This is a genomic window from Gilvimarinus japonicus (assembly GCF_042847215.1).
GTDB lineage: Bacteria > Pseudomonadota > Gammaproteobacteria > Pseudomonadales > Cellvibrionaceae > Gilvimarinus > Gilvimarinus japonicus.
Genome location: NZ_AP031500.1, coordinates 2293486 through 2320467 on the forward strand (window position 1 = coordinate 2293486; position 26982 = coordinate 2320467).

Genomic DNA, 26982 nt, shown 5'->3' on the forward strand with positions numbered 1-26982 from the left:
GCAGCGCTTAGGTAGCGGGCAAGCAGGCGCCAGAGGGATTTCTATGTGCCTGATTGGCAAGGATAAACTGGTACGACCGAGTGGACTCGAACCACCGACCCCTACCATGTCAAGGTAGTGCTCTAACCAACTGAGCTACGGTCGTACATAAAGACAGGGTTGCGAGCCCGATAGCACTCGACAACTGGGCGCGAACTTTATCAGCCCGAATGACGGCACGCAAGTATTTTTTGCCCCTAAGGAGTAACAATTTTATACAGCATTCAGCGCTAAGCTATTGAATAATACGCAATATTACATAGCAGCTCTCACTTTTATCCGCAAAAGCACGTATACTACTCAGTTAAGGAATCAGCCCAGCGTGACGCTCACTCTAAGGCCTGCAACCATGCTTAAAGCGCTATTCGACTCGTCCAGAACCACTAAGCGGCTTATATCGCTCGCTTACGACACCTTGGCGATCAGCTGCTCACTTTACATTGCCATTTGCCTGCGGCTCGGCAGCCTTGAGATCCCCGTCACTGAACGAGAACTCGCCACCCTGGCAATCACCATCGTTTTCACGCTTGGGGCGTTTATACGCATGGGAATGTACCGCGCAATACTGCGCTACATGACGCCTCAAGCTCTTAATACGGTGTTTTTAGGCAGCTGTTTCTCGGCACTGATTCTAGCGGTAGGCAGTTTTTTTACTCACTCTTTTATCCCCCGCTCCGTTCCCTTTATTTACCTCACGATCGCTCTGTTACTGCTCGGCGGACCCCGCCTTCTGGTTCACCACTTGGTTATGATCCTAAATGGCTCTCATCAAGGCAAGCGCGAGCCGGTGATTGTCTACGGTGCTGGCTACACGGGTCACCAGCTGCGCCTAGCGCTAAAAGCTACCAACTACAAAGTGGTGGCCTTTGTCGATGACGACCTCGCAAGGCAGGGTTCAGTATTTGCCAACCTTAAAGTACAAAGCCCCGTGCAGTTACCCCACATTATTCGCAAACATAGCGCTACCAGAGTCCTTCTGGCGCTAGGCAATACACCCCATTCGCGCCGCGCCCAGATCATCAAAGGCTTAGAACCCCTAGGCGTGTCAGTGCAAACAGCACCCGCCATCCCGGACTTAATCAGTGGTCGCGCCCGCATTGAACATATACGCGATGTCGACATTGAAGACCTCCTTGGCCGGGACCCCGTCAAAGCCAACAACGACTTACTGAGCGCCTGTATAACCGATAAAGTGGTGATGGTGACTGGCGCCGGCGGCTCCATCGGCGGGGAACTTTGCCGCCAAATCATCTTGCAGTCACCCAAACGTATCGTGCTGTTCGAGCTAAACGAATTCAGTCTCTATCAACTCGAGTCAGAGCTTGGTCAAATACTGCAGGCCAAAAAGCTAGACGTCGAGATCATTCCTCTACTCGGCTCCGTCCAGCGCGAGCACCGGGTTGAAACCGTTATGCGCACATTTGGTGTGCAGACGGTATATCACGCAGCCGCGTACAAACACGTGCCACTGGTCGAGCACAATATCGTCGAAGGCGTTCGCAATAACGTTTATGGCACTTGGTACACTGCCGAGGCGGCGATACGCGCTGGCGTCGAATCGTTTGTTTTAATCTCTACCGACAAAGCCGTTCGCCCCACCAACGTCATGGGCGCCTCTAAACGCATGGCAGAGCTTGTCCTACAGGGCTTATCTCAACGCCAAAGCAACACCCGCTTTAGTATGGTTCGGTTTGGCAATGTGCTGGGCTCATCAGGGTCGGTGGTGCCCCTGTTCCGCCAACAAATCAAAATGGGCGGTCCAGTCACCGTTACCCACCCCGAGATTATTCGCTACTTTATGACCATACCAGAAGCCGCTGAACTCGTGATTCAGGCCGGGGCAATGGGAACTGGCGGAGATGTCTTAGTACTCGATATGGGCGAGCCGGTAAGAATTGTCGATCTCGCAAGACGCATGATCCACCTGTCAGGCCTGACCATAAAAACCACAGGGCTGCCCGATGGCGACATAGAGATCACTTATACAGGGTTGCGCCCTGGCGAAAAACTCTACGAAGAGCTGCTAGTGGGCGACAATGTCACCGGCACCGCGCACGACCGAATTATGCGCGCTGAAGAGTTTTGTTTAAGCTGGGTCGACACAGAAGTTTTACTGTGGGAGCTAGACCGTGCTTGTCACGACTACGCCTGTGACCGAGTGCGCGAATTGCTGATGCGCGCACCCACGGGTTATGCGACCGAAGAGGCACTGGGTGATGCCGTGTGGTTGCACAAAACCAATACCGCCCAATTGCGGGTTATTAAATAGCGACTTGCTTGGGCCTACTTATTGAACCTACTTTGCGCCACACCCACACCACTCGCCAGCGCTAAACGAATCACACCATAAAGACTACGCCCGCTCGGCGCGCCCCGCATGAAAGACAGCGGCCAACAGCACTAACGGGGCGTAGCCAATCAACAAAACGACCCAGCCAGACAGCAGCCCCGTCGCCGCCACCCAGGCCATTGGCAGCAACCACAATAGATTTATCGCCATTAACGCGAGCGTCACTAAAGCGTGCGAATGATAGCGACGGGCGGCGTACTGATAAGCGTGAGTGCGATGAGCTTTGTACAACGCCTCCCCACGACAAAGACGATGGAGCAAGGTTAAAGTGGCGTCGACAATAAACACACCCGACAACAACAACCCGGCCCAAAAAAGGTTTTTCTCGATCCCGCTCAACACAAATAAAAAACCCATGATCAGCGTGCCGAGAAACCCGCTTCCGACATCCCCCATAAAGATCCGCGCGCGGGGAAAATTCCACAATGCAAAACCCGCCACACTTGCCAACACACACAGCGCCGAGCTAACCAGTTGCGGCGCCCCAAACCAATAAGCTAGCCAAGCGTAGCCGCCAAACACAAACATTGCTTCGAATGCCGCGATACCATCAATGCCATCCATAAAATTAAAGAGATTAATATACCAAGCGACAACAAGCGTCAGCACAATAAAACCAAACGTGCCAGAGCCTATATCCAGATTCAAGAATGTAATTTGGAAACGAGGCAGAAGCGCGACCAAAATAACTCCAGCCAACAAATGCACAAACAGCCGCACCCCGGAGAGAACATGGCCGTGATCGTCCCAAAAGCCCACAGCAGCAACCAGGGCGGCCACCACATAGACAACAACAAGATTACTGGCGCCAGACAAATCACTCACACCAACATCAGACAGCCAATGCAACAAGATCCAACCCAACGCAACAATCGCAACGGCTAAGCCGCCGCCCCGAGGCGTTGGCACACTATGGGATGAGCGAGCGCCCGGCGCGTCCAACAGGCCACGCCGAAGCGCATAGAAACGAATAAGGCCCGTTAGTAGCGCCGTTAAAATAAAGCTCGCCAGTAAACCAGCAACCACCTCTGTTAGACTCACGCTTGGCGCCTCGGTTTTTTGTCCCCATCATTAGCCCAACGGTAAGCTTGGGCGGTATTGGAGAGGCCTTCTTTAAGAGGCTTGATTGGCAGCCACCCCAACAGATTGCGCGCCTTGCTTATGTCGATCTGTAATGATCCACACAGTTTTGTCGCCAATGCGCCCTTCCCCACCATTTGTGCCGCCAACACCAGCAAGCGCTGAGGGCAAGGGAATAATAACGAGCGGCTGCCAAGCCCATCGGCAAGAGTATTCAGCAGCTCGGGTGTACTAAGATCCTCCCCGTCAGCCAACAGGAACAATTGATTGGCTGCTGCTGGATGGCGAACCGCAAGCTCAATAAAACTCACAAGATTATCAACGCCAAGTAACGACCTCTTATTGCGTACAGAACCTAATGGCAACGGAATATGCGAATCAATCCACCGCAACATAGCGTGAAAGTTGGCTTTGACTCCAGGGCCGTACACCAATGGAAGCCGAAGGATGACAATCTCCATCGCCGAGCTGGCAGCAATTTCCCATAGTGCCTGCTCGGCGTGGTATTTAGAGCAGGCATAAGCACCACTCGGTGCAGGACGATCGGTTTCCTTAAAAGGAGCGGTATTGGTAACACCATTAACGCCGATAGAGCTGATAAAAATAAACCGCCGCACCCCAGCCAGTGAGGCGGCAAGGGCAAAGGCTCGGGTCATCTCGATATTGATCTGGTTGTATAAGTGCTTAGGGTCGGTCTCTCTCTCTTGCAACACATGTGCGCGGGCCGCAGCGTGAACAACAGTATCCACTGCGTGTAGGCGTTCGCCCCACTGCTCCACACTTAAGTCTTCTGACACAAGAATTTCATCGTCATTAACAGGCTGGCGCACGCCGGCAACAACCTGGTAACCGCCCTCGCGCAGCAGCCCGGCGCGTAGGTGCCCGCCAATAAATCCATTAGCACCGGTAATTAGCACCTTGCGCTCAAGGCTCATCTAAGCCACCAACCGCTTCTTGATAATAATCGGTAAAGCGCACCACATCATTTTCATCGATACGATCCCCCGTTTGCACCTCGATTAAATCCAGTGTGCTATTACCCGGATTGTGCAGCGTATGCACATCACCCACATTAATGTGGATAGATTCGTTGGCGTGTAGGAGCTGCTCACGCTCGCCAATACGAACCTCTGCAATACCGTGCAAAATCACCCAATGTTCGGCGCGGTGCCGATGCACCTGTAAGGCAAACTTGGCGCCCGGGTTCACCTTGACGTGCTTTACTTGGTAGTGCTCTCCTAGAGTCACGGTTTCGTAGCTACCCCAGGGGCGATACACCTTTTGATGATGACGAGTTTCAGCTCTCCCGCGCTCTTTTAAGCGTGCGACGATCGTTTTTACCGCTTGGGAGTTTTCTCGAGACATAACCAGTAGAGCGTCATGGGTATCGATAATAGCAAGATTGCTAACCCCAACCGCCGTCACCAATCGCGAGTTAGACCTTATTAAGGAATCTTGCACATCCTCAACCAACACATCGCCAACAACAACATTGCCATCGGCATCTTTATCGAGATGGTCGTAAACAGATTGCCAGCTGCCAATATCACTCCAATCCCCATGGTAAGGCACTACCGTGCCTCGATGGGTAAGCTCCATAATTCCATTGTCAATGGATATGGCCGGTGATTGGGAGAATGCGTCTTCACCGACTCGCACAAAATCCAAGTCGGTGTAACGCTCGGCCATAGCTTGCTCCACCGCCTGGTAAACAGCCGGCTGAAAACGCTGCAACTCGGATAGATAAGCTTCTGGCGTAAACATAAACATGCCGCTATTCCAGTAGCAGTTACCCGCCTTCACGTAGCCGGTTGCCGTTTCGAGTGCAGGTTTTTCATGGAAGGCTTTAATCGGAGAAACTTGGCCAAAGTGGTGCGCCTCAATGTAGCCATACCCAGTCTCGGGATAACTAGGCGCAATGCCAAAAGTGACCAACTCATTGGCTGCGGCCCGCGCATGGGCCGTGGCGACCACCTCGGAAAATCGCTCAGCTTGGGCAATTAAGTGATCGGCAGGCAGTACCAACAAACTCGCATCGGGATTCTCCCGGCGAACCTCAAAGGCCGCCAAGGCAATCGCTGCGGCCGTATTGCGGGCGGCAGGCTCCAGCATGATAGTGCCGCAAATGCCGAGCTCAAGCATTTGCTGAGCAATAAGAAAGCGATGATCGTTGTTACAGACCACAACGGGTGAGGCATCAATACCGCATAGCCTAACACGCTCCAGGGTTTGCTGAATCAGCGTCTGATTGGGATCAGTTAAATTAATGCACTGTTTGGGGTATAGCTCGCGCGACAGTGGCCACAGGCGATTACCCGAGCCACCCGCAAGCAAAACCGGTATGATCATAACGTATCTCTAATAGCATAAATGGCAATGACCCATTTTGGGCCGCCGGCGCCTATTTTGGCATATAGGCGGCTATTAGAAAACGCGCCCCGCTAGATTGCGGCCATTTGCCCTCTGGATACGAGACCTAGTACCGGCTGGCGTACCGGACTGGCATGTGCTCGCCCAACACTATAGTAATCAAACCCCAATCCGGCCAATTTCACAGGATCGTACAGGTTGCGACCATCAATAATTACAGGTTCTGTAAGCGCCTCCTGTAAGACGTCAAAATCGGGAGCGCGAAATGCCTGCCACTCGGTGGCTATTACCAGAGCGTCTGCACCGTTTAAAGCCGACTCTTTTGTGCCACATAACTGTAAATCATCGCGCGCGCCGTAAATACGCTGCGCCTCGTTCATCGCTTCAGGGTCGTAAGCTTGCACGCGGGCGCCAGCTTGCCACAACGCCTCCATTAATACTTTGGCGGGCGCCTCTCGCATATCATCCGTATTAGGTTTAAATGCCAATCCCCATAACGCAAAAGTTTTACCTTTTAAATCCCCGTTAAAGTGATTAGAAATTTTGCTGAAAAGCGTATTTTTTTGGCAATTATTGCGATGCTCAACAGCTTTTAATACGTCCGCATCAAAACCCACCGATTTGGCCGTACTGATTAACGCCCGTACATCTTTTGGAAAACAAGAGCCTCCATAGCCAACACCCGGGTAAATAAAATGATAGCCAATACGCGGGTCGCTACCAATTCCTAAGCGCACCGCCTCGACGTCGGCCCCGAGTTTTTCTGCCAGGTTGGCAATCTCGTTCATAAAACTGATTTTTGTCGCCAACATGCAGTTGGCTGCATATTTGGTCAGCTCGGCGCTACGTACATCCATGACAATAATTTTTTCGTGATTACGATTAAATGGGGCGTATAGCTCGCGCATTGTTGCTTCCGCAGCGGCATCATCGGTACCAATGATGATCCGGTCAGGCTTCATGCAATCGGTCAGCGCAGAACCTTCTTTTAAAAACTCGGGATTGGAAATAACGGTTGCCGCAAAGCGCTCGCCGCGAGATTTGAGTTCCGCATCAATACACTGGGCGACCCTATCGGCCGTACCCACGGGAACCGTGGATTTATTAACCACCAGTGCCGGCCTGTCCAGCAGTGCCCCAATGGTACTGGCAACGCTTAATACATGACGAGTATCGGCGGCACCAGATTCGTCAGGGGGTGTACCCACCGCAATAAACTGAACCTCCCCGTGAGCCACACCTACAGAAGGCTCATCACTAAAAACCAAGCGACCACTACGATGATTATCACGTACGACATTTTCTAGCCCCGGTTCGTAGATGGGGATATAACCATCATTCAGGCGTGTCACTTTCGTTTTATCGATATCGACACAGACCACGTGATGCCCCACCTCAGCAAGTGCTGCAGCCTGTACCAGCCCGACATACCCTACCCCAAAGACCGTTACTTTCATCGCCAACTCCACTGTCATTTACAAGACTAGACCACCGCCCAGTAGCGACTCCCAATAGTGAAGCCCTACCGCGCGCGCTAGGCACAGTAAATCAGTGGTTTTTTACAGTTGTGTGAATTTCAAACAATAGAGGTGTGTATCAGTTTACTCGCCGGCAACGCCCCGAATAGGTCGCACGCTGCCCCAAGACTTACAGCCCGGGCACAACCAGTGCAAACTATTGCCCGTAAAGCCGCATTTGTTACAACAGTAACTGGGCTTTTCAGCAATAACCTGGTCGACAAGTTGTTTTAAAAGCTCTAGGTTTTCTTTTGCTTTGCCATCCGAATGAGGCAAATGCAGCTCGACCAGACGATTGAGGGTGCGAATACTTGGTGTGCGTTTTAGCTGCTCCGCAATAAAATCCGCCGCAACATAATCGTTCTGACTCCAGCGCAGTCGGTCAGCGATGGTAATAATCAGTGAGTTACTGGGGTGCTCTTCAAGCAACTGCTGTAAATAACGATCAAGGGCTTGGGTTTCGCCCAACCGTTCGTAACTCTCAGTCAAAATACCCAACACCTCAACCAAATATTCCGCATCTTGGCTCGGAATCCTATGCAAATGCTTAAGGGCTTCACGGTATCGACCAAGAGAAAACTCTAACCGAGCAAACAAAATACTCGCACGAGCCGAGCCGGAATCAAATTTTAGCGCTTCCTGCAAGTGGACTCGCGCTTTTGACGTGTTGCGCACCTCCATATCTTGCAAGGCTTGCTCGCAGGCAAAGTGAGCCTGCATTTGCGCTAGATTCTGACCGGCATCCAAGCCTTTGTAGCGGCGGTCGAGCTGGCTCGCCATAGCAATTGCGTTGTCCCACTCGTTTTCGTCCTGATATATCTCTATCAGGTGCTCAAGCGCCTGCATTTTATAGGCTGAGGATAATTTAACCAGCTCTAACAGCAGCGCCTCAGCGCGATCCAACAGACCTGATTTTATATAATCCCGCGCCAGCTCTAGTTGAGATTCATGCTGCTGACGCACATTCAGCCCGGGACGAGCTAAGAGATTTTGGTGGATTTTTATAGCTTTAGTCACTTCACCCCGGCGGCGCAACATATTACCTAGCGCCAGGTGGGTTTCAAGCGTATCGCTATTGACCGCTAACGAGCCAATAAAGGCATCGATAGCACCGTCGGGTTGCTCATTAAAAAGATAACTTAACCCTTTGTAGTAATTGAGCGCATAATCCTTAGGGTAGTCGGATGACTTTCCACGGGTACGCCAACGACCAGCCGCAAAACCAATGGCAACAGCCAATAGCAATAGGCCATACATCAATAAGTCGGCCATTTATTTAATTCCGCAGACTTTGACTTCTCAACGCATGAATTTCCTGCTCAAGCTTTTCGTTGCGCCTGCGCGCAGCAGCAAGTGAGCGTCGGGTAGCCATTGATGGGATTAGATTCAGAGCAAAGCCTATTAGCAGGCCAACCAAGGTGAATATCAACAGCCAAATACCTAACCTGAGGGCTGGTAAAACATTTCCCAGCAGCGTTACTGTCACTTCAGAGGCATTCTCAGAGTTAAAGACAAACCCCAATATAAGCGCAGCCAACAAAACCAGCACGTAGATCCATCTGCCAATGCGCCTCATAAAAACCTCTCTGGGCGTGTGAAGTTACAAAAAGGGGTACGTAAATTAGGGTTGAATACTTTCATTAACGCGATCGCGCATCTCTTTACCCGGTTTAAAGTGTGGTACAAACTTTCCTTCAAGCTCTACCGCATCGCCGGTTTTAGGGTTTCGCCCCATACGCGGTGCGCGATAATGCAGTGAAAAGCTGCCAAAGCCACGAATCTCTATCCGCTCGCCGTCCGCCAGCATTTCCGACATATAGTCCAAAAGCAACTTTACCGCGAGTTCGACATCCCGAACCGGTAAATGATCTTGCTTTTCAGCGATATATTCAATCAATTCAGATTTAGTCATAGCCTGCTCTCGTGTACGTTGTTGTTCAGGCGTGATCGCTCGGCGCGACCAGAACTTAGCTTATAACGACATCAGAGCGGACGCAATACTTGATGGACGGATTATGAACAGAAGGTAAGTTATTGATCTTTATCTATTATCCGGAATAAACAACTGTACTTAAACACCAAATAACAGGCATAAAAAAGGCCGACACAAGGTCGGCCTTTTTTATCACAACAAATAGACTTAGTCTTTCGCGTCCATCTGTGCCTTGATCAGATCACCCAAGGTAGTGGCCGGAGCAGCTTGCTCGGCTTGCTTGCTAGAGTGCTCTTTAATCGAAGCTTTCTCTTCGGCAACGTCCTTAGATTTAACGGACAAGCTGATAGAGCGGTTTTTGCGGTCAACACTAATAATCTTAGCTTCGACTTCTTCACCTTCTTTCAGCACATTGCGCGCGTCTTCAACCTTCTCGCGAGACAACTCAGAGGCCTTCAGTACAGCTTCTACGTCGTCAGCCAGAGTAATAACGGCTGCTTTTGCTTCAACTTCTTTAACGATACCTTTAACAACAGTACCTTTGTCGTTTTCGGCAACATACTCTGAGAACGGATCAGCTTCTAACTGCTTGATACCCAGCGAGATACGCTCACGCTCTGGATCGATAGCCAATACAACGGTTTCGATCTCGTCGCCTTTCTTGTACTTACGCACGGCTTCTTCGCCGGCTTCGTGCCAAGAGATGTCAGACAAGTGAACCAGACCGTCGATGCCACCATCCAAGCCGATGAAGATACCAAAGTCAGTGATTGACTTGATCTTACCGGTGATTTTCTCACCTTTGGCGCAAGTGCGGGCAAATGCATCCCAAGGGTTCTCTTGGCACTGTTTAACGCCCAGAGAAATACGACGACGCTCTTCGTCAATGTCGAGAATCATTACTTCGATCTCGTCACCTACGTTCACAACCTTAGAAGGATGGATGTTCTTGTTGGTCCAATCCATTTCAGATACGTGAACCAGCCCCTCAACACCCTCTTCCAGCTCGGCAAAACAACCGTAGTCAGTCAGGTTGGTCACAACCGCTTTAACGCGGGCGCCTTCAGGGTAACGGCCGGTAATTTGCAACCATGGATCTTCACCCAATTGCTTCAGACCCAGTGATACGCGGTTGCGCTCACGGTCAAACTTCAGCACTTTAACGTCAATCTCGTCGCCAACGTTAACGATTTCGCTTGGGTGCTTGATACGCTTCCAGGCCATATCGGTGATGTGCAACAGGCCGTCAACACCGCCCAGATCTACGAACGCGCCGTAGTCGGTCAGGTTTTTAACGATACCCTTAACAACCATGCCTTCTTGCAGAGTTGCCAGCAGCTCTTCACGCTCAGCTGAGTTAGCTTGCTCCAATACCGCGCGGCGAGATACCACAACGTTATTGCGCTTTTGGTCGAGCTTAATAACTTTAAAATCCAGCTCTTTGTTTTCCAGGTGAGCGGTTTCACGCACAGGACGTACGTCAACCAACGAACCTGGCAAGAAAGCACGGATACCAGCAACGTCAACGGTGAAACCACCTTTAACCTTACCGTTAATAACACCTTTAACCACTTCGTCTGCAGAGTGCGCCGCTTCCAGCACTTTCCAAGCTTCAGCGCGCTTGGCTTTCTCACGAGACAGGCGGGTCTCACCGAAACCGTCTTCTACGGTTTCCAGTGCAACTTGTACTTCATCGCCAACTTCCAGCTTAACTTCACCGTTTTCATCGATGAACTGGCTAGCTGGGATAACACCTTCAGACTTAAGTCCGGCGTGTACAGTTACCCAATCTTTATCGATATCAATTACCACACCGGTAACGATGGTGCCGGGCACCATATCGACTGTTTTTAAGCTCTCTTCAAATAACTCAGCAAAACTTTCGCTCATGGTCACAAAATTACCTATAAAAGACGCTGCGAGCGGTCTAAAAATCGACGCTCTTACAGCAAACCGTAAGGCCAGACGTACGGGTTGATGAATGATTAACGCAAGCCGCCCTTAACACTGGCGAGTAGCGACTTACTACCACTGTCCCACATAAATTTGCTATGGGTATCAGCAGGTCGGGCAGGCTAGCAGAGAGACCGTGTTTTGGCAAGCAATATTTAAGGCATGATTTCACGCAAAGCACCGCCCAGCGCGGCTGGACGGTGCAATTTACGCTACGGCTAACTACAGTAGGTGGCGCGAATATACTCTTTAACGCCCTCTCCCACTTCGCTATTGCGCGTAGCATAGGCAATATTGGCAATGGCGTAGCCGGTTTTACTGCCGCAATCGTGACTTTTTCCCACTAATTCGTAGGCTTCAACCGTCTCCCGCTCGAGAAGTTTATCCAGCGCGTCAGTCAACTGGATCTCGCCGCCGGCACCGGGCTGCGTGCGTTCAAGCAACTCCCAGGTGGCAGCCGATAAAATATAGCGCCCAACAATCGCCAAGTTAGAGGGCGCCTCATCGGCAGGCGGTTTCTCGACCATGGCACTAATCTTGTGGCTGTTGCCAGCGCCAATAGCCGCGCCGCCACAGTCAACGACGCCGTACTTATAAACCCACTCCCAAGGCACCCCTTCAACCAAGATCTGACTGGCGCTGGTTTCATCAAACCGGCGGACCATTCCGGCCAGATTGTCACGCTTAGGGTTGCACTCATAGCTGTCGACCAACACATCGGGCAGCAGTACCGCAAAAGGCTCATCACCGATGACCGGTTTCGCGCACAAAATTGCATGCCCTAGTCCTTTCGCCTCCGATTGGCGCACCGAAATGACCGTCAAACCAGGCGGGGTTATGGATTTTACCTGCTCAAGCAGCGAGCGTTTTAAACGCGCCTCAAGCTGTGCTTCCAACTCAAAGCTGGTATCAAAGTGGTTCTCGATAGAGTTTTTTGAGGCGTGCGTCACCAACACAATCTCTTTAATACCCGCAGCAGCGGCCTCATCGACGACATACTGGATCAAAGGCTTATCGACAACTGGCAGCATCTCCTTAGGAATTGCTTTCGTCGCAGGCAGCATACGCGTGCCCAGCCCGGCGACCGGAATTACCGCTTTTTTGACTTGCATCCTCTACTCCTTCTTCAACAATCAGAAATCGGGTTCGCTTTCACTAAAACCAGCTCAACTATCGAGCAAGGCGACAATCTCGTCAGTTTTCGCTTGCATCAACTCTCGGTCAGCGCGACTTTCCACGTTCAAACGCACCACTGGCTCAGTGTTCGACATCCGCAAATTGAAACGCCAGTTGGCAAAAATCATACTCACGCCGTCAGTCTCATCAATCTCCAGAGCATCAGCCTGAAAGTGATCACGCACTTTGGCGATTGCGACTTTGGCATCGGCGACTTCGCGGTTTATCTCCCCAGGCGACGGAAAACGCGCGATACACGCTTCCATCATGGATGATAGCGTCGCATTTTTGCGGCACATCAGCTCAGTCACCAGCAACCAGGGAATCATGCCGCTATCGCAATAAAAGAAGTCTCGAAAATAGTGGTGCGCGCTCATCTCCCCGCCATAAATAGCGTCCTCTTTGCGCATCCGCTCTTTGATAAAGGCATGGCCGGTCTTAGATTGAATGGCTTTACCGCCACATTGCTCGGCGATATCAATCGTATTCCACGTTAAGCGCGGATCATGCACCACCTTGCCACCAGACTCTTTGGTTAAAAACGCCTCGGCCAATAGCCCGACCAAGTAGTAGCCTTCGATAAACTCGCCTTTTTCATCAAAGAAAAAGCAGCGATCAAAATCACCATCCCAAGCGATACCCAGGTTAGCACCGTGGGCCAACACAGCGTCTCGGGTTGGGCCGCGGTTCTCTACCAAAAGCGGATTGGGAATACCATTGGGAAAGGTTGGATCGGGTTCATGATGAACTTTAATAAATTCAAAAGGCAGGTGCGATTCAAGCGCATCGATCACATGTCCGGCGGCGCCATTACCGGCATTCACCACTATTTTAAAAGGCTTTAGTTGGTCGACGTCGACATACCCAAGCAAATGCTCAACATAAGCATCTAGGGTGCTTTGCTTTATCAGTTTGCCTCGGCTCGCCGGGTCAACCGGCGCAAACTCACCCTCTTCCGCCAGCTTTTTAATATCCAACAAGCCAGTATCACCGCTGATCGGTTTTGAGTTTTCGCGAATTGGCTTCATACCATTGTAATCGATGGGGTTGTGACTCGCGGTCACCTCAATCCCGCCGCTTGCATTAAGGTGACTGGTGGCAAAATACACCTCTTCGGTACCCACCATGCCGATATCGACAACGTCGACGCCCTCATCCCTAAGGCCATTACCTACGGCGGCCTTTAGCGACTCACTGGTTTCGCGCACGTCGCCACCCACAACAACGGTTTGCGGCTTAAGAAACTGGCCATACGCACGGCCAATACGATAAGCGATATCTTCGTTCAACTCTTCTCCGAGCTTGCCGCGGATATCATAGGCTTTAAAACATGTCAGTTTTTGTGAACTCACTGCCGACTCCATACTTTGCGTGATCAATTATTTATCTGGGCGACACCAGCTTTTAAGCGCAGCGCCACCGTGAGGCATAAATGTAAAAAATTCGAAAACATGCACCAAGTTTACCATCGCTACGAGCCGATGCTTCCTTCTGGCGCTGGGTTGCCATTACTCACCGCCGCCACGTAGCAGCTAAAGCAGCTTTCGCACCAACATGGTGAGTTACGGTAAATATAATTAGCGCGCTCAGACTAAACGCCAATGATGTCGATCATATGTTCAAGTACCTGGGCGATACTCATCTCTGTGCTATCCACAATGTGCGCGTCCTGTGCAGGTCGCAGCGGAGACGTCGCACGAGACTGATCGCGCTGATCGCGCGCCTGAATATCGGCCACTAAGGCCGCTAAGTCGACCGACTCACCTCGCCCAAGCAATTGTTGATAACGACGCTGGGCGCGCGCTTCGGCACTGGCGGTTAAATAAAATTTGTGTTGCGCCGCAGGAAAAACGGTCGTGCCCATATCGCGGCCATCGGCGACCAACCCCGGTGCGACCGCAAAGTCGCGCTGACGCTGAAGCAAAGCGGTGCGCACCGCATCAACCGCCGCCACTTCCGAGGCGCGCATACTCACGTGCTCTTGGCGAATGGCGGCAGTGACATCCTGCCCCTCAAGGATGACCGTCACACCGTCATCGGCGGGCGCAAACTCGACGTCCAAAGTGCTCGCGCAATCACGCAAAGCCGACGCGTTTTCAACCGAGATGGCCTTATTGATTGAAGCGAGGGCAACCAGGCGATACAAGGCACCGCTATCCAGCAGCCGGTAGCCTAAGCGCTGAGCCAGCAACTGGCTTAAGGTGCCTTTTCCCGCCCCGGAAGGGCCATCAACGGTCACTATCGTGCTGTTGCTATCACTGCACATGGTCGCAAGCCCCATCAATGTCCGCTAGGATTTCGCGGCACGCCAACATAGGGTCTGCGGCTTGGGTGATAGGACGACCGATCACAAGGTAATCACTGCCGGCCGTTATGGCCTCCGCGGGCGTCATTATCCGGCGCTGATCGCCCTGCTCGGCGGACACCGGCCGAATGCCGGGGGTGACTAAGGTAAAATCTTTGCCGCAGGCTTGCTTCAAGGCATGGGCCTCGCGCGCAGAACACACCACACCATCGAGCCCGGCTTGTTTAGCCAGGTCAGCCAAATACAGCACCTGTTGCTCTGGTGAGCGTTGAACACCGACCCCCGCTAGATCATCGGCATCCATACTCGTCAGTACCGTCACGCCAATCAATAACGGCGGTGACTGCAACCCCTCAAGCGCTTCGCGCGCCGCCAGCATCATGCGCCGACCGCCACTAACATGAACATTCACCATCCACACACCCAACTCAGCCGCAGCTCGTACCGCTTTTGCCGTAGTGTTAGGGATATCGTGAAATTTAAGATCGAGAAACACATCAAAGCCAAGCGTCATTAACTGCTCAACCAATTGCGGCCCACACGCAGTAAACAACTCTTTACCCACCTTTAGCCGGCACAACTGAGGTGACAATTGATGCGCCACCCGCAGGCAGTCGTCTGCATTGTGGTAATCCATTGCCACGACGATACGCGGCTGTAGCGATGATGGTTGGCTGGTGCCCCTTCCTGATACTGACATATCTCCCCCGTTTAGCACTATCACCGGCAAGACGCCGGTCAGGGCGATATTAAAACAAACTTCCGATGACTTCGCAGCAACCACGAACTAGATAGGGAAAAGACTACGTACAAAAAACCGTTTTGCATCACCGCCGAGGCAAAAAATTAAATGGGCGCGATGACGCCAAAAAGACGGTTTATTAAACACAGAACACAAAAAGACCATGCGGTGAGCTCTAGAGTCCAGCGCATGGTCTAAGGTCGCCATGTTGTTTGGCTACAAAACAACCCGCTTACGAATATCACTTAGAGTGGCCTCTCCAATACCGTTGACCTCAAGCAGCTGATCAACCTTTTCAAAAGGCCCGTTCTCCTCACGCCACGCAATAATGGCCTCGGCTTTTGCCTCTCCCACACCGTTTAACGCCGTCAACTCTTGGGCATCCGCTGTATTAATATTTATCGGAGCGACGGTACTTGCCGCAGTATCTGGTTCGGCCGCAATAACCGCTAGCGGTGAGAATACAACAGAGGTAATGGCAATTAGAAAGCTACAGAATAAACGCTTCATAGGAATCTCCTTATTTTGAGTAGTATGCATTTCCTGCGCACTTACAGGTTAGTTTTCACTCAATAGTGGCGCAACGAAGACATCACTGAAATACTTGTAAGAGATTTCGTACGCGGTTTTACCATCACAAGTAAATAGCGCCTAATACAGCTCGCCACCAAAAGGCGAGCCGTAACATCAGCTTGTTAAGTCAGCAGTCGATACTCCACGACCTTGAAACACATTATTAGGCAAACCACAGCCTCCCAAAGTGCTTATGGCATCCTTGCTTTTATTGCGTTTAATCTAGCCTTGACTCTGCGATTCGTGCCAAATCAGTTAACTCCCGCAACGCGACTGAAAACATCGCATAGTCAGCCGTTTGCGATGCACGAACATGACCGGCCATCAAGGCCCAACGATCAATAGCGGCACGGTGCTCCTCGCACCAGCGCTCTACAGCCACCGCCCCGGCTTCAGCATCCGCTGCGGGGTCACACTCGCGAGCTAAAATCTCCGTCATTCGACGCAACTCAGACTCCAAATCATCCATATAAGCTTCACGGGCTAACGCTTGCCAATAGTTATCCACTCTGACGCTGCTCAATTGGCGAGCAAACCCATCCAACTCTAATGCCTCAATCAGAGCCGTGTAGACCCGCGCCACTAATGCCAGCGCCCGGTTACACCCACGCGCAACCTCCACGACCCCTAGACCCGCGTATAAATACCCCGCCGATACCGTCTCCTGAGCCAGCGATTCAGAAACACCCGCCGCAGTAAAAAACCCAATCCGTTCATGCCAAGACGCCTTTGTTGTATCGGCCATGCCTTGAGCCAGCATGGGCTTTACCTCCTGCACCGATTGCGCGAAGCACTCTATATCGGCACCAATGTCGATGCCCCCCGACCGATTGCGTAAAAACCAACGAGTGGTTCGCCGGACGCGACGCATTAGCTCTTGCATTAACGCCATTTGAACCTCGGCGGACACCTGATAGTCAAGAGACTCTAAAGCGGCCCAACGCTGGGGCGATTGTTCGACTTCGCGAGCGACCCGGTATGCACTCGCCACTTTAGCTGAATCGGCCCCAGTGGCATCACGCAACCGCTGTACAAACGTAAAACCCTGACGATTGACCAACTCGTTTGCCAGCTGCGTCGCGATTATTTCACGACGCAGCCGATGACGCTCAATAGCGTCTTTATAAGGTTTGCGCAAACGCTCGGGAAACGCCTCAGCACACAGCCTTTTGACGCTTGGCTCATCGACGATGACGGAGCTCGCAAGCTGCTCTTTGAGATCCACTTTGGCATACGAGATAAGCACCGACAGCTCGGGCCGAGTAAGTCCCTGCTCTTTACCATGCCGTTCAATTAACTCCTCATCATTCGGTAAAAACTCCAAGGTGCGATCAAGCTTTCCCTCGCTCTCCAAATGATTAATAAAACGGCGGTATTCTGAGCTGCGCTCTAGCACATCTCCTTCGGCCAAGCTAATGGCTTGCGTTTGCTGATAATTATGAGCTAACACACTGGCGGCCACCTCTTCAGTCATCGCCTCCAGCAACTCATCGCGGTTACTCTCTTGCAGCTCTCCGCGTTTCAGTAAATCGGCCAGCAGTATTTTGATATTAACTTCATGGTCAGAGCAATCGACCCCAGCTGAGTTGTCGATAAAGTCCGTGTTGCAAGCACCACCGTTGCGACAAAACTCTACCCGGCCACGCTGAGTCATCCCTAAATTGCCGCCCTCGGCAAAGACTTTGCAGCGCAATTGCTCACCATTGACACGTAAACTATCGGAGGTTTTATCCCCCACATCCGCGTGCGACTCTTGACGGGCTTTCACGTAGGTGCCAATGCCGCCATTCCAAATAAGGTCTACAGGTGCCTGCAGCAGTTTATGAATAAGTTCATCTGGCGTCAGCTGATCGGCCTCCAACGCAAAGCGCTCCTGCATTGCATCGCTAATCGAAATCGACTTGGCGCTGCGCTCAAACACCCCGCCACCGGCACTTATAAGTTCGCGATTGTAATCAGCCCAACTACTGCGTGGCATTTTAAATAAACGCTCGCGCTCGGCATAACTGGCCGCCGGATCAGGGCTTGGATCGATAAAAATATGCAAGTTGTTAAACGCCGCCAACAACTTTGTTTGCGCGGAGCACAACATGCCATTACCAAACACGTCACCGCCCATATCACCGATACCGATCACGCTAAACGGGGTTTTCTGAACGTCGAGGTCACGTTCTAAAAAATGTCGCTGCACTGACACCCAAGCGCCGCGAGCGGTAATCCCCATGGCCTTATGATCGTATCCATGACTCCCGCCGGAAGCGAATGCGTCGCCCAACCAAAACCCGTGTTCAAGAGCGATAGCATTGGCGGTATCCGAGAAACTCGCCGTGCCTTTGTCGGCGGCAACCACTAGATATGGGTCATCCTCGTCATAACGCAACAGCTGTTCAGGCGGTGCGATTTTATCGTCGACTAAGTTATCAGTTAAATCCAGCAATGCATTGATAAACTGCTTATAACAGGCGATGCCCTCGGCTAAGAAGTCATCGCGATTTAATTGTGCTGCCTGCTTACATACAAAGCCGCCCTTGGCGCCGCTGGGCACAATTACCGCATTTTTAACTTGCTGCGCTTTTACCAGTCCCAGCACTTCGGTGCGATAGTCCTGCAAGCGATCGGACCAGCGCAGCCCTCCGCGGGCGATCTTTCCACCACGCAAGTGCACCCCTTCAAAACGCTTAGAGTATACGAATATTTCATACAAAGGCCGGGGCTCGGGGATATCTAGCAGACGTCGCGAGGCGAGTTTAACCGCAAAATAATCCCGCTCACGCCCTTGGTAAAAGTTACAGCGCAAGCTCGCCTTCAATAAATTCAGGTAGTGACGAATAATCCGGTCTTCGTTGAGATTGGCAACATCATCGAGCGCCGCCAATATTGAGGCTTCGCAATCCTCTAACGCCACGTCTCGGTTTTTATGGTTCTCCTCATCTTGGTTCTCTGCTCGCCAATTCGGATCAAACTTGATCGCAAAGTAACGACAAAGTTGTGCCGTAATATCTGAGTGAGCGACTAAGGCATCAACAACGTAATCGAGCGTATAGCTCACTAAAGTTTGTCGCAGATAAGCGGCATAAGCACGCAACATATCAGCACTGCGCCAATCTAAACCGGCGTCGATTACTAACCGATTAAAGCTATCGTTGTCGGCACGACCGTACCACAGCGCCTCCACCGTATTTTTAAAGCGCTCGGCTAAAGCTTGGCTAAACACCACCTCGCCGCGGCGAGGTTGCAAGGTAAAGTCGTGCAGCCAGATCGTTACACCTGTGTGATGTTTAAGGCGAAACGGATGCTCGGCAATAACCCGTAACCCCATATTTTCCACTAACGGAATAATATCCGATAAGGCGACCGCATCCCCACGGTGAAATAATTTAAACCGCAGTGTTTTCGCTTCTTCGCCGTCCAGCAGCTCTAGAGCGAGAGGCTCATCGTTTGCTGTAAGCGACTCTAATATTGCGATATCGGCAACCGCGTCACCACCGCAATAATACTCCTGGTAACTATTGCCAAAACTTTGCCGGTATTTTTGCTGCAGTTGCCAGGCACGCTCTTCGCCGTAAACCTCCTTCAAGGATTGATATAAATCATCCTCCCAAGATCGAACCTCAGCAGCCACACCCCGCTCTATCGCCTCTAGGTCAAACTCAGCGCTGTCATCTTTCGGCAGGCGAAACACCAGGTGAACACGCGCTAATACGGACTCTGAGAAATAAGTATTAAACTGCTGATCACACGCGCCAATCTGTTCGGCAATATAAGTCTGTATACGCTCTCTCACTGCACTTGAAAATAAGTCTCGGGGGATATAAACCAAACAGCTTAAGAACTTGCCGAACCTGTCCGCGCGCGCAAACACCCGCACCTGATAGCGCTCCCCTATCGCTAAAATACCCGTGATGGTTTCATAGAGCTCGGCGGTGCTCGCCTGAAACAGCTCGTCTCTTGGGTAGGTCGCTATCACTTGTGCGAGCGCTTTACCCTCGTGGGTCCAGGGGTTTAGGCCAATTCGTTCCCGCAGCTCGGTGATTTTATCGCGTACCAAGGGGATTTTTTCAGGCGAGTCGTAGTAAACCGAAGAGGTGTAAAGACCTAAAAAGCGCGCCTCACCGCATACTGCACCTGTGTTATCAAAACGTTTCACCACAACGTAATCGGGGTAAACATGCCGGTGCACGCGGCTTAACTCGGGCGACTTACTAAACGCCATAACCGACGGTGACAAATAAAACCGCTCCACACCAGGGCTTGAACCGTCAAAGGTTTTTACTTTGCGCGGCCCACCATCGTCAAACAACCCAAGCCTTCGCGCGGTATTTTCTTGTAATACCTCCTGACCATCACGTTCAACCCGGTCAAACTCGGCGTAGCCCAAAAAGGTAAAGTGGTCGGCCATCAACCACCGTAAAAACTCCTGCGCCCCGGCAACACCATGTAACTGGTTGTCATCCAAGACACCATCGAGCTCATCGGCCACTTGCTGCGCACACGCTTTTAAGTTCGGAAAGTCGCGCACCACCTGCACGACTTGTCCCAGCACCTCTCGCAGGGCCTGCTCCAGCTCCCGCAACACATCGGCATCGGTAATCGTGCCTATCTCAAAGTACAACAACGCCTCCGCGGGCGCCTCTTGACTGTTTAGTGGCGCAACGTTACGCAACCATCCATCAGGACGATCTGCCGCAAACGGCGTACTTTTCACACTGTAAATCGGGATATTTTTTGCGGTTAATTCGAGCCTGACTGAATCAACCAAAAATGGCATGTCCCGCTGATGCACCAATAGTACTGTGTGAGCACCATCAAAGCCGTGCGTCTCGTGGTGCGGGTTAAAAACTTGCACATTGGGGTAAGCCTCTGTGTAAGTGAGTTGTTGCCAGATCCAACTCACTAAGGCGGAAACATCGCCCAAAGGACGCCCATCAAAATCCTCCCCCGGAAAATGCCTAAAAAACAACCGGCACCACTGTCGACAAGCTTCAGCTTGATCGGGCTTGGCCTGCGCCGCTACCGTATCGGTGACTTTTTGCACAACTTGGTCGCTTGCACTCGAAAAAACATCAGTGTTGCTCATTGCGGTTGATCACTCCTGTTTTTCAGTTGGTGTTCATACCTTAGCAAACGCGCGGCTCACTTGTATAAAAAGAGTAAGTAAATTTAGCTAAATAAATAAAGGACAGCATTAGCACCTTTATTAAGCTGATAAGCGTAGAATTCCCTTGAATTTTAAGGAACTGACGCCACATTTGTGAGTCTACGGCCTGTTATTCGGATTTGAACGCCAAAAGTGCGACTCACTGCCACTTATCATCGTATCGTTCACAACCCCAACTGGTCTTTTTATGTACAAAAACTGGGTTTATAGGGCCACTTGCTAGCGCGGCTAACCGCAACGGCTCTATACCGCACACATAAACTGACAAAATATAAACGAAGGTTTATCCCATGCAGCCACAACAGCACATCGAAGCCCTAACCCACTGGCTTAACGATCAAATTGTTGGTCAACCCCACTTAGTCCAGCGCCTATTGATCGCGCTACTCGCCGATGGCCATTTATTGGTTGAGGGCGCTCCAGGGCTGGCAAAAACCAAGGCGATTAAAACCCTGGCGGACGCCATTGAAGGCGATTTTAATCGTATCCAGTTTACTCCGGACCTATTGCCGGCCGATGTCACAGGCACCGACATTTACCGCCCCGAACACGGCAGCTTTGAATTCCAAGCCGGCCCGATCTTTCACAACCTAGTTTTGGCCGATGAAATTAACCGCGCACCGGCAAAAGTGCAGTCAGCCCTGCTTGAAGCAATGGCCGAGCGCCAGGTGAGCGTGGGCAACAAAACCTACCCGCTACCACCGCTTTTTATGGTGATGGCCACCCAAAACCCCATTGAGCAAGAGGGGACTTACCCGCTCCCCGAGGCTCAGCTCGACCGGTTTTTACTGCACGTCAATGTTGATTACCCCGACATTGCCGCCGAGCGCAAAATCTTGGCGATTATCCGCGCCGAGGCCAGCGCCACCGCAGCGACACCACCACCGCCGATTAGCCAAGACACTATTTTAAACGCACGACGTGACATTCTCTCGCTACATTTGAGCGATGCCGTAGAGGAATACATCGTCCAGCTCATCAACGCCACCCGGCGCCCCGGGGACTACAGTGAAACTCTCGCAGGACAACTAGAATATGGCGCCAGCCCCCGGGGCACCATCGCCCTAGAACGCTGCGCCCGTGCCCACGCCTGGCTCGCCGGTAAGGATTACGTTAGCCCCGACGACGTTGCTGCGGTAATTCACGACTGCCTGCGCCACCGGTTAATCTTGAGCTTTGAAGCAGAAGCCGCCGGCACCACAGCCAACGATGTCATCGATCAGCTGCTAGCCAGCGTACCAGTTGCCTAAGGTTTATTTATGGGTGCCAATAAGCCAGCGATTAACGCACTAGGCCGAGCCCAAGGCGCTTACTGCGACATGGGCAACTTGCTACGCGCGCGATTTGCCGCGCGGGAGCTAAACCTGTTTGCCCGTCGCCCGGCGCGCAGCATGCAAAGCGGCCGCCTGCGTACTCGGTTTCGCGGCCGCGGTGTCGATTTTGAAGAAGTTCGTTTGTATCAAGCCGGCGACGATATTCGCGCAATTGACTGGCGCGTTACCGCTCGCACCCAGGTCCCGCACACTAAGCTGTACAGCGAAGAGCGCGAGCGCCCCGTGTACATCCTCTGCGACCAGCGCCCCGACATGTTTTTTGGCAGTGTTAACTGTTTTAAATCGGTACTCGCCTGCCACATCAGCGCCCTACTAAGTTGGGCCGCCCTCGAAGGGGGCGACCGCCTTGGCGCACTCGTTTTTAACGATCAAGAATTTCGCGACCTACGCCCTAAGCGTAGCAAGCACACGGTGCTGGCAGGACTGCAACTGTTGCAATCGTTTAATCACCGATTAACCAGCCCCCTTGGTAGCGGGCCATTAACTCTGGCGCAAATGCTTAAAGACACACGTCGTATCGCCAAGCCCGGCTCAGCGCTATTTATTGTCAGTGATTTACACGATCTAGACGCCGAGACTGAAAAGCAATTGTTTCACTTGCACCGACATTTAGATATCACCCTGATCCGCACTCACGACCCACTAGAGCACGCCATCAGCGGTAGCGGCCAGCTCACTATTACCAACGGCCACGATCGCCAACAGCTGCCGGTGGGCGACAAGCGTTTTCAAAGGCAGTATCGCGAGCTCAACCAACGCCGCGAGCAACAGCTTAGTGACACCACCGCGCGTCTGGGTCTGGAGGTAATCGACATTAGCACCAGTGACGACCCAGTCGAGCGACTACGCCAACGTTTTGGCCGGCAACAGCGACAATCGAGTAGCAAGCGCACACCATGAACCCAACCGATCCTCTGGCACAATTAAAAGATATTCACACCCCCGACCCCGTTGCCTGGTGGCCGCTGGCCCTAGGCTGGTGGGTGGTGATTTTTATTGGTGTGGCTTTACTTATCGCACTGATCCTGTGGGCGTTAAAACGTAAACGCCAGCGCCGCTACGTAACGCAAGCGCAAACTGAGCTGCAAGCTTTAGCCAATAGCAAACTCAACACAAACGAGTTTATCGCAGCGGTTAACGGCATACTTAAACGTGTAGCGCTGCATCGCAACCGAAACTATAAAATCGGGACCCTAAGCGGCCAAGCTTGGCTTGCCTACCTTGACCAATCGCTGGCAAAAAACTCAACGGCGTTTCGCGAAGGTTGCGGACGCGCATTAGGCGAGGCGGCCTATCAGCCCTCTCCCGAGGTTGACCACAAAGCCGTTACCGCGCTGGCAAAGCGCTGGATAAGCCAGCACAAAATCAAAAACAACGTAACACCACAGGAGCACGCCCATGTTTGAATTCGGCTGGCTCTGGCTACTGGCCCTATTACCCGCCCCATTGCTAATGCGCTTTGTGCCCGCTAAGACACAAAATGATGCCGCTTTGCGTGTACCGTTTTTTAATCAGGTACACGGCATGGGGCAAAGCTCTCAGGGCGGCCGTAAAAATATCGCCAACTATTTATTGCTATGGCTTATTTGGGTGCTCTGCGTGCTTGCCGCCGCTGACCCGCGCTGGTTAGGCGAAGCGAAATCCCTGCCTTACACCGGTCGGGACTTAATGCTAGCGGTCGACATTTCAAAAAGTATGGATGAAAAAGACATGCTGCCTCCCGGCGTTACTAGCATGCAGTTTCAAAACCGCAGCTACAATCGCTTAGATGCCGTGAAAGCGGTGATTGGCGATTTTGCCCGGCAGCGTCAAGGAGACCGCTTAGGGTTAATACTATTTGCCGATCAAGCTTATCTACAAGCGCCGCTGACGTACGACACGGCAACGGTTAACCAACTCCTGCAAGAGGCACAAATCGGTTTTGCCGGCGCCGCTACTGCCATTGGTGATGCCCTGGGTTTGGCTATTAAACGACTCAAAGATCGCCCCGAAGGCAGCCGCCGTATTATATTGTTAAGCGATGGTGCCAATACCGCCGGCCAAACAGAGCCCATGGACGCCGCGCAAAAAGCGCGAGATATGGGCGTAAAGATTTACACCATCGGCTTTGGCGCCGAAGAGCAAATCGTGCAAACCGCTTTTGGCCCGCGACGCTACAATCCCTCACGAGACTTAGATGAAGGAGCTTTGCAAGAGATCGCCGAGCTAACCGGCGGGCAATACTTTCGCGCCCGTTCGACCGAAGAGCTGGAGCTTATTCACAAGCGTCTCGACGCACTGGAGCCGATCGAGCTGGATGAGCTAAAAGTACGCCCCAGTAAACGACTGTTTTTTTGGCCGCTTGGATTGGCATTACTACTAACCCTGTTACTCGCACTGCGCTTTATTCCGTTTGGTACGACAGCCGCTCGCACCAGTCATCGTCAAACCGCGGGAGCAGACTCATGAACTGGCTAACAGAGTTTCATTTTTTAAGACCTTGGGCACTGCTGCTTATCGTGCCTGTTGGCATCCTTGTCGCAGTCCTGTGGCGCACGCGGGCCAACCACTCGCGCTGGCAGCAATTAATTGCCCCCGAGTTGCTCACTCATTTAATCGATGGGGTTAGCAAAAAACAGTCGCGTTTAGGTGTTATCGCCGTCGCAAGTGCATTAGTGATTGCCTGCCTAGCATTAGCGGGGCCCGCGTGGGAGCGCCAGAGCTCACCGGTACACCGCCAAGCCAACGCCCTTATTATCGCCCTCGACTTGTCTCCCTCAATGGTCGTAAAGGATGTTAAGCCGAGCCGATTAGTGCGCGCCCGGCTAAAAGTCGCCGAGCTACTTAAAGCGCGCGACGAAGGTGAAACCGCGCTCATCGTATACGGCGACGACGCCCATTTAGTGACCCCGTTAACTGACGACACCAAAACCATTGCATCCATGTTGCCCACGTTAACGCCCTCTATTATGCCTGTCCCCGGTAGCCGCCCAGAGGCCGCCATAGAGCGGGCCTTAAAAATGTTTAGTGATGCCGGCTACGACCACGGCCACATTTTATTGGTCACAGATGAGGTGACAACCGATGCAGCGCATAATATCAACAAGACTTTAAAAAACACCGGTATTCGCTTGTTGATTTTGGGCGTTGGCACCGATGCTGGCGCCCCCATTCCCTCTGGTCGCGGTGGTTTTGTTCGCGATGCTAGTAACGATGTGGTGATCGCCCGTTTAGGCAGCGCCCGATTGCAAAAACTCGCGCAGAATAACGGTGGACGTTACATTACCAACACCGTCGACCAGCAAGATATCGACTACCTAAACCCTGCAGGCAGTCTTTTAGAGCGGCCAAAGGATGACGACACGCGCAACCAAAAAATGGATCAATGGCTCGATCGCGGTCCGTGGTTGGTACTGCTATTACTGCCACTATTACTGTTAAGCTTTCGTCGCGGCACGGTCGTGGCCATATTAATGTTGCCTTTATTGGCCGTCCAGTCGCCTCCCTTACAGGCACAAGCGTTAGAGAGCCCTATTTTAAACAAGGCCTTTTTAACGCCAGACCAGCGCGGGGCCAAAGCACTGAGTGATGGTGATACCGCTAGCGCAGCCGAAGCGTTTAAAGATCCACTATGGAAAGGTACAGCGCAATACCGCGCCGGTAACTTTGAGGCTGCCGCCAACAGCTTTGCCCAGTATGACAGCGCACTGGCCCACTACAACCGGGGCAATGCTCTGGCCCGCGCTGGCAAATTAGACGAAGCGCTGAATGCCTACAAACAAGCACTAAAAGCAGACCCGGAAATGACCGACGCCAAGGCCAACAAGGCACTCCTAGAGCAGCTCCAAGAACAACAAAAGCAGCAAGAACAACAGAGTCAGCAGCAACAAGATCAATCCGGGCAAAACTCGTCACAATCTGAGCAACAACAATCACAAAACTCGCAGCAGGATCAGCAGCAAAGCGAGCAAAATAGCGAGAGTGACAACAGCAGTGCTGACTCTCAATCTGGAGCCAACTCCTCATCCGGCTCGCCCTCAGACCCACAGGATAAGCCGGGGCAATCCGATCCGCAAAACTCTGCGGCCTCCTCAGATCCGTCTCAGGGCGAGGCCGAACAAAATACACAAAACGACGACGGGCAGTCGTCCTCTGCCAACTCACAAAGCGCTCAAGATCAAGCGCAAAGCGAACAACAAACCTCTAGCGCCAGCTCCGGCGCTAACACTGGCGAGAATACTGGAGAGGACGGTGAAGGTGAGCAAGAAATCGAGGCTCAGGCACAACCATTAACGCCTGAAGAGCAAGAGGCTCGCCAAGCTACCGAACAATGGCTACGGCAAATACCGGATGATCCGTCTGGGCTGCTGCGCAATAAATTTCGCTATGAATACAACCAACAACGCCAGGATCGGCAACAGAAAAAGCTGAACACGTTTGGCAACTCTGAGCAACGCTGGTAACAACCGATGA

General features: G+C 52.1%; 20 protein-coding genes and 1 tRNA gene. 6 read left to right on the forward strand and 15 right to left on the reverse strand.

What is annotated here, in order from left to right:
- Positions 1-68 precede the first annotated feature (68 nt).
- Positions 69-145, reverse strand: a tRNA-Val gene (locus tag ACGHAD_RS09825).
- Between the two features lie 243 nt (positions 146-388).
- Between ACGHAD_RS09825 and ACGHAD_RS09830 the strand changes: the two genes are divergently transcribed.
- Positions 389-2308, forward strand: coding sequence for a nucleoside-diphosphate sugar epimerase/dehydratase (locus tag ACGHAD_RS09830; RefSeq protein WP_339615035.1), 1920 nt, complete (start codon positions 389-391; stop codon positions 2306-2308).
- Positions 2309-2392: 84 nt separating this feature from the next.
- Here ACGHAD_RS09830 and ACGHAD_RS09835 read toward each other — a convergent pair whose 3' ends face one another.
- From ACGHAD_RS09835 to ACGHAD_RS09900, 14 genes are all read right to left on the reverse strand, one after another.
- Positions 2393-3430, reverse strand: a complete 1038-nt coding sequence (locus ACGHAD_RS09835; RefSeq protein ID WP_382415336.1) for a glycosyltransferase family 4 protein — start codon at positions 3428-3430, stop codon at positions 2393-2395.
- Positions 3427-4404: an NAD-dependent epimerase/dehydratase family protein gene (locus ACGHAD_RS09840; RefSeq protein WP_382415334.1), complete on the reverse strand. Its 978-nt coding sequence runs from the start codon at positions 4402-4404 to the stop codon at positions 3427-3429. The genes ACGHAD_RS09835 and ACGHAD_RS09840 overlap by 4 nt, the downstream gene beginning before the upstream one ends.
- Complete coding sequence (locus ACGHAD_RS09845; RefSeq protein WP_382415332.1) at positions 4394-5818, reverse strand: mannose-1-phosphate guanylyltransferase/mannose-6-phosphate isomerase; 1425 nt, start codon at positions 5816-5818, stop codon at positions 4394-4396. The genes ACGHAD_RS09840 and ACGHAD_RS09845 overlap by 11 nt, the downstream gene beginning before the upstream one ends.
- A 92-nt stretch (positions 5819-5910) precedes the next feature.
- The gene (locus ACGHAD_RS09850) at positions 5911-7296 is read right to left on the reverse strand and encodes a UDP-glucose dehydrogenase family protein (RefSeq protein WP_382415330.1); all 1386 of its coding nucleotides are present in this window, start codon (positions 7294-7296) and stop codon (positions 5911-5913) included.
- 144 nt (positions 7297-7440) lie between these two features.
- Positions 7441-8628 (reverse strand): lipopolysaccharide assembly protein LapB, encoded by a 1188-nt coding sequence (gene lapB / locus ACGHAD_RS09855; protein ID WP_382415328.1) that lies wholly within the window; start codon positions 8626-8628, stop codon positions 7441-7443.
- A gap of 4 nt (positions 8629-8632) precedes the next feature.
- Complete coding sequence (locus tag ACGHAD_RS09860) at positions 8633-8932, reverse strand: lipopolysaccharide assembly protein LapA domain-containing protein (protein ID WP_382415326.1); 300 nt, start codon at positions 8930-8932, stop codon at positions 8633-8635.
- Positions 8933-8977: 45 nt separating this feature from the next.
- A complete protein-coding gene (ihfB, locus tag ACGHAD_RS09865) occupies positions 8978-9268 on the reverse strand; it encodes an integration host factor subunit beta (protein WP_339615028.1) in 291 nt (96 codons plus the stop codon).
- 228 nt (positions 9269-9496) lie between these two features.
- Positions 9497-11179 (reverse strand): 30S ribosomal protein S1, encoded by a 1683-nt coding sequence (gene rpsA, locus ACGHAD_RS09870; protein WP_339615027.1) that lies wholly within the window; start codon positions 11177-11179, stop codon positions 9497-9499.
- Positions 11180-11460: 281 nt separating this feature from the next.
- On the reverse strand, positions 11461-12354 hold the full coding sequence (galU, locus tag ACGHAD_RS09875; RefSeq protein WP_339615026.1) for a UTP--glucose-1-phosphate uridylyltransferase GalU: 894 nt from the start codon (positions 12352-12354) through the stop codon (positions 11461-11463).
- A 54-nt stretch (positions 12355-12408) separates the two neighbouring features.
- Entirely contained in the window at positions 12409-13770 is a 1362-nt protein-coding gene (locus ACGHAD_RS09880) for a phosphomannomutase CpsG (RefSeq protein WP_382415323.1), read from the reverse strand.
- 239 nt (positions 13771-14009) lie between these two features.
- On the reverse strand, positions 14010-14684 hold the full coding sequence (gene cmk / locus ACGHAD_RS09885; RefSeq protein ID WP_382415321.1) for a (d)CMP kinase: 675 nt from the start codon (positions 14682-14684) through the stop codon (positions 14010-14012).
- Positions 14674-15423 (reverse strand): orotidine-5'-phosphate decarboxylase, encoded by a 750-nt coding sequence (gene pyrF / locus ACGHAD_RS09890; protein ID WP_382415319.1) that lies wholly within the window; start codon positions 15421-15423, stop codon positions 14674-14676. The genes cmk and pyrF overlap by 11 nt, the downstream gene beginning before the upstream one ends.
- 258 nt (positions 15424-15681) lie before the next feature.
- Positions 15682-15975, reverse strand: coding sequence for a ComEA family DNA-binding protein (locus ACGHAD_RS09895; protein WP_382415317.1), 294 nt, complete (start codon positions 15973-15975; stop codon positions 15682-15684).
- A gap of 280 nt (positions 15976-16255) precedes the next feature.
- Positions 16256-21115 (reverse strand): NAD-glutamate dehydrogenase, encoded by a 4860-nt coding sequence (locus ACGHAD_RS09900; RefSeq protein ID WP_382415315.1) that lies wholly within the window; start codon positions 21113-21115, stop codon positions 16256-16258.
- A 371-nt stretch (positions 21116-21486) separates the two neighbouring features.
- Between ACGHAD_RS09900 and ACGHAD_RS09905 the strand changes: the two genes are divergently transcribed.
- From ACGHAD_RS09905 to ACGHAD_RS09925, 5 genes are read left to right on the forward strand one after another with little or no spacing between them, the layout of a single operon-like run.
- Positions 21487-22446, forward strand: a complete 960-nt coding sequence (locus tag ACGHAD_RS09905) for an AAA family ATPase (RefSeq protein WP_382415313.1) — start codon at positions 21487-21489, stop codon at positions 22444-22446.
- A 9-nt stretch (positions 22447-22455) separates the two neighbouring features.
- The gene (locus tag ACGHAD_RS09910; protein ID WP_382415311.1) at positions 22456-23430 is read left to right on the forward strand and encodes a DUF58 domain-containing protein; all 975 of its coding nucleotides are present in this window, start codon (positions 22456-22458) and stop codon (positions 23428-23430) included.
- Positions 23427-23936 carry a DUF4381 domain-containing protein gene (locus tag ACGHAD_RS09915; RefSeq protein ID WP_339615018.1) on the forward strand — a complete coding sequence of 170 codons (510 nt, stop codon included), beginning with the start codon at positions 23427-23429 and terminating at the stop codon, positions 23934-23936. The genes ACGHAD_RS09910 and ACGHAD_RS09915 overlap by 4 nt, the downstream gene beginning before the upstream one ends.
- Positions 23929-24978 (forward strand): vWA domain-containing protein, encoded by a 1050-nt coding sequence (locus ACGHAD_RS09920; protein WP_382415309.1) that lies wholly within the window; start codon positions 23929-23931, stop codon positions 24976-24978. Before ACGHAD_RS09915 ends, ACGHAD_RS09920 begins: the two co-directional genes overlap by 8 nt.
- Positions 24975-26972: a VWA domain-containing protein gene (locus ACGHAD_RS09925; protein WP_382415307.1), complete on the forward strand. Its 1998-nt coding sequence runs from the start codon at positions 24975-24977 to the stop codon at positions 26970-26972. The genes ACGHAD_RS09920 and ACGHAD_RS09925 overlap by 4 nt, the downstream gene beginning before the upstream one ends.
- Positions 26973-26982: the final 10 nt, after the last annotated feature.